General features: G+C 64.4%; 4 protein-coding genes and 1 pseudogene. 1 reads left to right on the forward strand and 4 read right to left on the reverse strand.

Features of this window, described 5'->3' with window-relative positions; translation table 11 throughout:
• Nucleotides 1-117: 117 nt before the first annotated feature.
• From ppc to YY7_RS0143915, 3 genes are all read right to left on the reverse strand, one after another.
• On the reverse strand, nucleotides 118-2,907 hold the full coding sequence (ppc, locus tag YY7_RS0143905) for a phosphoenolpyruvate carboxylase (protein WP_028168657.1): 2,790 nt from the start codon (nucleotides 2,905-2,907) through the stop codon (nucleotides 118-120).
• A 254-nt stretch (nucleotides 2,908-3,161) separates the two neighbouring features.
• On the reverse strand, nucleotides 3,162-4,709 hold the full coding sequence (locus YY7_RS0143910; protein ID WP_028168658.1) for an acyl-CoA synthetase: 1,548 nt from the start codon (nucleotides 4,707-4,709) through the stop codon (nucleotides 3,162-3,164).
• Between the two features lie 149 nt (nucleotides 4,710-4,858).
• Nucleotides 4,859-5,671: a crotonase/enoyl-CoA hydratase family protein gene (locus tag YY7_RS0143915; RefSeq protein WP_028168659.1), complete on the reverse strand. Its 813-nt coding sequence runs from the start codon at nucleotides 5,669-5,671 to the stop codon at nucleotides 4,859-4,861.
• 100 nt (nucleotides 5,672-5,771) lie between these two features.
• On the opposite strand from YY7_RS0143915, the gene YY7_RS0143920 reads away from it, so the two are divergent.
• Nucleotides 5,772-6,647 carry an SDR family oxidoreductase gene (locus YY7_RS0143920; protein ID WP_028168660.1) on the forward strand — a complete coding sequence of 292 codons (876 nt, stop codon included), beginning with the start codon at nucleotides 5,772-5,774 and terminating at the stop codon, nucleotides 6,645-6,647.
• 142 nt (nucleotides 6,648-6,789) lie between these two features.
• On the opposite strand, the pseudogene YY7_RS62365 reads toward YY7_RS0143920, so the two are convergent.
• Nucleotides 6,790-7,080 (reverse strand): annotated as a pseudogene (locus YY7_RS62365) (IS4 family transposase); the annotation flags it as partial.

Below are 7,080 nucleotides of genomic sequence, written 5' to 3' on the forward strand. Positions count from 1 at the left end.
CATAACCGCAGGGCATCGTTGCAGGAGAAAGGTCTCTCCCACCTTTCCTTGATCCGATAGATCACGCGGTATGGGTCCCGGCGTTCGCCGGGACGACGGTGAAGCGGCGTTCGCCCCCTACCCGCTATTCCTCAACCCTGCGGAGATCCCGTTGATCGTGAGCTGAATGCCGCGCAGCACCTGCTCGTCAGGGTTCTGCGCGCGGTGCTCTTTCAACAGTTCCACCTGCACGTGGTTCAGCGGATCGAGATAAGGGAAGCGGTTGCGGATCGAGCGTTCGAGCAGCGGGTTGCCCTGCAACAGCCGCTCATGGCCCATGATGTCCAGCAGCGTCTCGATCGAGAGATGCCATTCGCGGCGGATGCGGCCGAAAATCTGCTCGCGCAACTCCGCATCCGGCACCAGCTCGGCATAGCGCGAGGCGATCGCGATCGAGCTCTTTGCCAGCACCATGTCCATGTTGGAGAGCAGCGTGCGGAAGAACGGCCATTCCTTATAGAGCTCCTGCAGGAACGGCATGCCCTGCTCCGGATGCTCCGCGATCCAGGCCTCGACCGCGCTGCCGAAGCCGTACCAGCCCGGCAGCATCAACCGGCACTGCGCCCAGGAGAACACCCAGGGAATGGCGCGGAGGTCCTCGATCTCGCGGGTCTTCTTGCGCGACGCCGGACGGCTGCCGATGTTGAGTGTCGCGATCTCGTTGATGACGGTCGAGCCCCAGAAATAATCGGCAAAGCCGTCGGTCTCGTAGACCAGACCGCGATATGCCTTGAACGCAAGCGCCGAAAGCTGCTCCATCGCCTTCAGATATTCGGCGCGCGGCGCGCTTTGCCTGGGCTGCAAGAGGCTGGTCTCGAGCGTCGCGGCGGCAAGGATCTCCAGGTTGTTGCGGCCGACTTCGGCGTTGGAATATTTGCTCGAGATGATCTCGCCCTGCTCGGTGATCCGGATCTGGCCGTTCACGGCGCCGCCGGGCTGGGCGATAATGGCGTCATAGCTCGGGCCGCCGCCGCGGCCGACCGAGCCGCCGCGGCCATGGAACAGACGCAGGCGCACGTGATGGCGCTCGAACACCTCGACGAGGCCGATCTCCGCCTTGTAGAGCTCCCAGCCTGATGTGACGAACCCGCCGTCCTTGTTGCTGTCGGAATAGCCGAGCATCACCTCCTGCACGCCGCCGCGGCTGTCCACCAAGCGGCGGTAATCGTGCAGCGCCAGCATGCGGTCCATGATGCCGCTGGACGCCTGAAGATCCTCGATGGTCTCGAACAGCGGCACGATGTTGATGGCGCTGCGGCCGGAGGGATTGATGAGCCCGACCTCCTTCAAGAGCACGGCGACCTCGAGCATGTCGGACATGCCCTTGCACATCGAGATGATGCATTGGGAAATCGCCTCCGAGCCGAAGGTCGCATGCGCATCGGCGGCTGCCCGGAACACGGCGAGTTCGCCTTGCGTCTCCTCGCTGTATTTCACGAAGGGCGAGGACAACGGACGCGCGCTGCGAAGTTCGCCGAGCAACAGGTTGATGCGGGCATCCTCGCTGAGCGCCATGTAGGACATGCCGGGGATCGCAGTATCAAGCAGTTCGGCGACGGTGCGCTCATGCACCGCGGAGTTTTGCCTGATGTCGAGGCGGGCGAGATGGAAGCCGAAGCAATCCACCGCGCGCCGCAGCAGCCGCAAGCGTCCACGCGCGATGACGGCAGAATTGTTGGCGATCAGCGAGCGGTCGAGCACGTCGAGGTCGGCCTTCAGCTCATTCACATTGGTATACGGCTCGGCCTTGCCGACCGGCCGCCGCGTGATCTCGACCTGCAGCTTCTCGGCGGTCGCGGTGAGCCGGGCATAGATGCCGGACACCGCCAAACGATAGGGCTCGCCGCTCCGGTGCGGCGAAGGATCGGGCGAGCGCTCGGCGAGCACACGCAACTCGTCAGAAACATCGGCAAGGTTCTTGGCTAGCGACAATTCGGCGCCGAGTAAGTGCAGCTCTTCCAGATAGAAGCTCAAGATCCGGCTCGACTGCAGCCGCAGCGTGCCGCGCATGACATCGGCGGTGACGAACGGGTTGCCGTCGCGGTCGCCGCCGATCCAGCTTCCCATCTTCAGGAAGGATGCGAGTTCGCCGGGCTCGCCGCCTTCCTTGTTGAGCCGGTCTTCCAGCGCACAATGCAGCCGCGGCACCTCGTGAAGGAACGTGTAGTCGTAGAACGACAATCCGTTGGTGACCTCGTCCAGCACCGTAAGCTTGGTCCGGCGCAACAGATTGGTCTGCCATAGCGTCACCACGGCGCGGCGAAGCTGCTCGTCGCTGGCCTCGCTCTCTTCGGGCGTCATCTGCACCCGTTCGCGCCGGTCGAGCAGACGTGCGACCTCCATCTCGCGGTCCATGGTGCTCTTGCGCCGGACCTCGGTCGGATGCGCCGTCAGGACCGGGCTGACCAGGGCACCTTTGAAGAAGCGGCGCAGATCGTCAGGGCTGAATCCAGCCTGCTGCGCATGGCTCACCGCCTGCGTCAGCAGGCTCGGACGCGGCGCACCGGCTCCCCGCCCCCGCATCTGGCGGATGTTGTTCTGGTCCTCGGCGATGTTGGCGAGGTGGGAGAAATAGCTGAAGGCCCGGACGATCCGCACCGTCTCCGAGATCGACATGCTGTCGAGGATGGTTTCCAGTTCCCGTCGCGCCAGCCGGTCTTCATCCCGATGGAACCGGATCGAGGTTTGGCGGATGCGTTCGACCAGGTCGAAGACGTCGGCGCCCTCCTGGTCGCGCACGGTGTCGCCGAGGACGCGCCCGAGCAGGCGGATGTCGTTGCGCAGCCGCGCATCTTCCTCGAGCGCCTGGCTGTCCTCGGCGCGATTGGCGCGGACTTCGGTCTCGGAAGACATGGTCTGGGGAGACATGGCTGATCGCTCCAGCAACTGCCCGGCTGGTGCGAGTGTGCAACTTTTTTGCCGCAGCGCAAGATGAAGTTGGAGGCGGCGCACACAGGATGTTGCGCCGCCTCTCCGTCGTTCCCGCGAAGGCGGGGACCCATAACCACAGGCGCCTGCGGTTACGGCCAGCTGGGGCCACAGCGTCGCACAACACCGGCATTTGTGGTTATGGGTCCCGGCTCGCGCTTCGCTTGGCCGGGACGACAACCAGTTTGCCGTCGCTAAATCCTCCTTCCCGCCTGCTCCCAATAGGGGTCGCGGAGGCGGCGCTTGAAGATCTTTCCTGAATCCTCGCGCGGCAGGTTGGTTGCGATTTCGATGTGCTTGGGCACCTTGTAGTCGGCGAGCGAGTTCTTGAGCTGGGCGCGGACCGAGGCGACGTCCAGCTTGGCCCCTGCTTGCGGCTCGACCACCGCCATCAGCGCCTCGCCGAATTCGGCATCGGGGATGCCGAACACCGCGCAATCATGCACGCCGGGAACGGCATGCAGCACCGCCTCGATCTCGGCCGGATAGATGTTGACCCCGCCCGAAATCACCATGTCGCGCTTGCGATCGCAGATGAAGACGTAACCATCCTGGTCGATATAGCCGACATCCCCTGACGTGATGAATCCGTCGCGGTCGATCTCGGCGCGCTTTTCGGGCTTGTTGTGGTAGGTGAAATCCGGATTGCCTGATATCCGCGAATAGATCTCGCCGATCTCGCCTGATCGCAGCACTTTGCCGTCCTCGCCGATGAAGCGCAGCTCGGCGCCGGGCGAAATCTTGCCGACAGTGCCGGGCTTCTTCAGCGCATCCTCGGAATTCGCGAACGTCACCGCCCCCGACTCGGTCGAGCCGTAGAACTCATAGATCACCGGTCCCCACCACTCGATCATCGCGCGCTTGATATCGGCCGGACAGGGCGCGGCAGCGTGGATGACATGGCGCAGCGAGGACACGTCATATTTCCTGCGCACCTTCTCGGGCAGCTTCATCAGGCGGATGAACATGGTCGGCACCATGAAGACGGTGTCGACCCGCTGCTCCTCGACTAAGCTGAGGAAATCTTCCGCATCGAAGCGCGGCATCATCAGCAGCGCGCCGCCGAGCCGGCCGGAGCGGAGGCCGAAGGAATTCGGCGCGGAATGATAGAGCGGGCCCGGCAGCAGCGCGCGGACGCCGGGCCTGAGGCCATAGATCATGGCGCGCATCGCTTCCGCATTGGCCGCCTGCTCCGGCGTCGGGGCAAAGCGGCGGACGCCCTTGGGATGGCCTGTTGTGCCCGAGGTGTAGATCATGTTCTGCGGCTGCGGCACCACCGGGCCGTCATAACGTGGGTGTTTCGCGAGCCACGGCTCGAAATCAACAGCGAAATCCGGCACGCCGAGATGATCGGGATTGATCTTGTAGTTGGCGAGGATCTCCGGCGGTGTCGGCACGCTCAGCACGGTGATGCCGGCGGGGATCGCATCCCGCAGCGGATGCAGCATGTCGGCATGCGCGATCAGGACCCTCGTGCCGGAATCCGTCAGCACGTAGTTGATCTCTTCCGGCTTGAAATGCCAGTTGATCGGCACGCCATAGGCCCCGAGCCGCATCGCGGCATAGGCGGCCTCGATGAAGGCGATGTCGTTGCGCATCAGCATGCACACGCTGTCGCCCTCGCGGACGCCAAGCTTCCGCAGGCCGCTGGCGATGCGCTCAGTGCGCTCGGCGACTTCCTCATGCGTGCGACGGCGATCGCCACTGATGATGCCGAGGAAGAGTTGGGAGGTTTCGCTCATTTGCTTGTTGTTCTTGTCCGTTGTTGGCCCGGCATTCGCTGTTTTCGTCATCACCGGGCTTGTCCCGGTGATCCACGTTCTTGCTTCGTCGCCGAGAGACCAAAACGTGGATGGCCGGGACAAGCCCGGCCATGACGGCGTGAGAGGCTCTACGCGTCCACAAAGCGCGGCGGGCGCTTGTCGATGTTGGCGCGCACGGCCTCCGTCTGGTTCGGGCTGCCCAACAGCTTCTGCTGCTCGACGGACTCGGCGAGCAGCGCCGGGCCGGGATCGACCGACAGCTTGTTCAACAGGCGCTTGGCGGCACGGACCGCATCCGGGCTCTTGCCGGCAATCTCGCGCGCGACCTCGAAGGCCGCGGCGCGCGGATCGTCGCACACGCGGGTGGCGAGGCCATAGCCCAGGGCTTCCTGGGCCGAGAAGATGCGCCCGGTATAGGTGAGCTCGCGCAGGATATCGTCACGCACGAGCGTGGCGAGGATCGGCGTGCCCGCCATGTCGGGGACGAGGCCCCATTTGATCTCCATGATCGACATCCGCGCGTCAGCGCTGAGGAAGCGCATGTCGGCGCCAAGCGCGAGCTGGAAGCCGCCGCCGAACGCGACGCCATGGACCGCGGCGATAACCGGCACCGGGAGCTGCCGCCAGCCCCAGACTGCCTGTTGCGGGAAATTGGCCTGCCCGTGGGTGCGGATGGTGAGGTCCCGCTTCTCGCCGCCCGCGATCCCGTTGCCGCCCTTCTCCTTCATTGCGGCGAAACGCCCCATGTCGAGGCCGGCGCAGAACGCCCGCCCCTCCCCGGACAATACTACCACCCGGACGCCTTTTTCGGTCGAAAGGCGCTCAGTCGCGGCCACCAGCGCCTCGAACATCGGGGCATCCAGCGCATTCATCTTGTCCGCGCGCACCAGCCGGACATCGGCGATCCCATCGGAAACCGAGATCGTGACGCGTTGCTCCATGGTATTGTCCTCCGCTGTTCTTGATGGCGCTTTACAGAAGGGCCGTTGGCGGTTTTAGTCAATCGACCAATTAACTGACAATCCCCTTTGGGTGGAAACCATGTTCACAGATCAGCTTCTCGCCGGACGGCGTATCCTCGTGACCGGGGGCGGTACCGGCCTCGGCAAGTCCATGGCCGCGAAGTTCCTGCAGTTGGGGGCCGAAGTGCATATCTGCGGCCGCCGCAAGATCGTCTGCGACGAGACCGCAACCGAGCTGATGGACCAGTATGGCGGGCGCGTGATCAGCCACGGCGTCGATATCCGCAATGCACTGGCGGTCGACGAGATGATCGAGGCGATCTGGACGAGCAGCGGCCCCCTCACCGATCTCATCAACAATGCCGCCGGCAATTTCATCTCGCGCTCCGAAGAGCTCTCGCCGCGCGGCTTCGATGCGGTGGCCAATATCGTCATGCACGGCACGTTCTACGTCACCCATGCGGTCGGGCGACGCTGGATCGCCGGCAAGCAGCGCGGCAACGTGGTGTCGATCACCGTCACCTGGGTGCGCAACGGCTCGCCCTATGTGGTGCCGTCGGCGATGAGCAAGTCGGCGATCCACGCCATGACGATGTCGCTCGCGATCGAATGGGGCAAATACGGCATCCGCCTCAACACCATCGCGCCCGGCGAAATCCCAACCGAAGGCATGAGCAAGCGCATCAAGCCGGGCGATGAAGCCGGCGCGCGGACGAAGGCGATGAACCCGATGGGCCGCGTCGGCACCATGGAGGAATTGCAGAACCTCGCCGTGTTCCTGATCTCCGGCGGCTGCGACTGGATCAACGGCGAGACCATCGCAATGGACGGCGCCCAGGCGCTCGCGATGGGTGGCAATTTCTATCAGCTCCGCGACTGGAGCGACGACGACTGGACCACGGCGCGCGAGTCGATCAAGGCGCAGAATGAGAAGGATCGCGCAGCGCGAGGGTGACATCGCGCGACAAACCGCCGTCGTCCCGGGCAAGCGAAGCGCGACCCGGGACCCATAACCACAGGGCGTTGTTGTGTGCTCCGCTGTAACTGCTTGCTCGCGCCACAACGCAGTCCTGTGGTTATGGGTCCCCGCCTTCGCGCTAGGGCATGCACGGATCTCTGAGGCTCCATCCGACTGCGACGGCATGGAAGTATTCAAGGCCGGTTTTGAAGGTGATCGGGCCTGGCGGCTTGGATGATGGATAGCCATCCCAGCCGCCGAGGCGGCCGATGATCCAGGCGGCCCAGGCGAGGCTGTCGGGGGGATGTGGGTTTTTCAGCCGTTTGGTTCTGGCTTCGAGCTGCTGATTGAGGGCGGTAAGCGCGGCGACCTCGCTGGCGGTGAAGGCGATGTGGACCGACTGTGGGCCGCCGTTCCGCGCCTGCAGGAG

This window comes from Bradyrhizobium elkanii WSM2783, assembly GCF_000472865.1.
GTDB classification, from domain to species: Bacteria; Pseudomonadota; Alphaproteobacteria; order Rhizobiales; family Xanthobacteraceae; genus Bradyrhizobium; species Bradyrhizobium elkanii_A.

Coding starts and splice junctions, on each gene's coding strand:
- YY7_RS0143915 (WP_028168659.1), bottom strand. CDS start 5,671: ATGGAGCAACGCGTCACGATCTCGGTTTCCGATGGGATCGCCGATGTC.
- ppc (WP_028168657.1), bottom strand. CDS start 2,907: ATGTCTCCCCAGACCATGTCTTCCGAGACCGAAGTCCGCGCCAATCGC.
- YY7_RS0143920 (WP_028168660.1), top strand. CDS start 5,772: ATGTTCACAGATCAGCTTCTCGCCGGACGGCGTATCCTCGTGACCGGG.
- YY7_RS0143910 (WP_028168658.1), bottom strand. CDS start 4,709: ATGAGCGAAACCTCCCAACTCTTCCTCGGCATCATCAGTGGCGATCGC.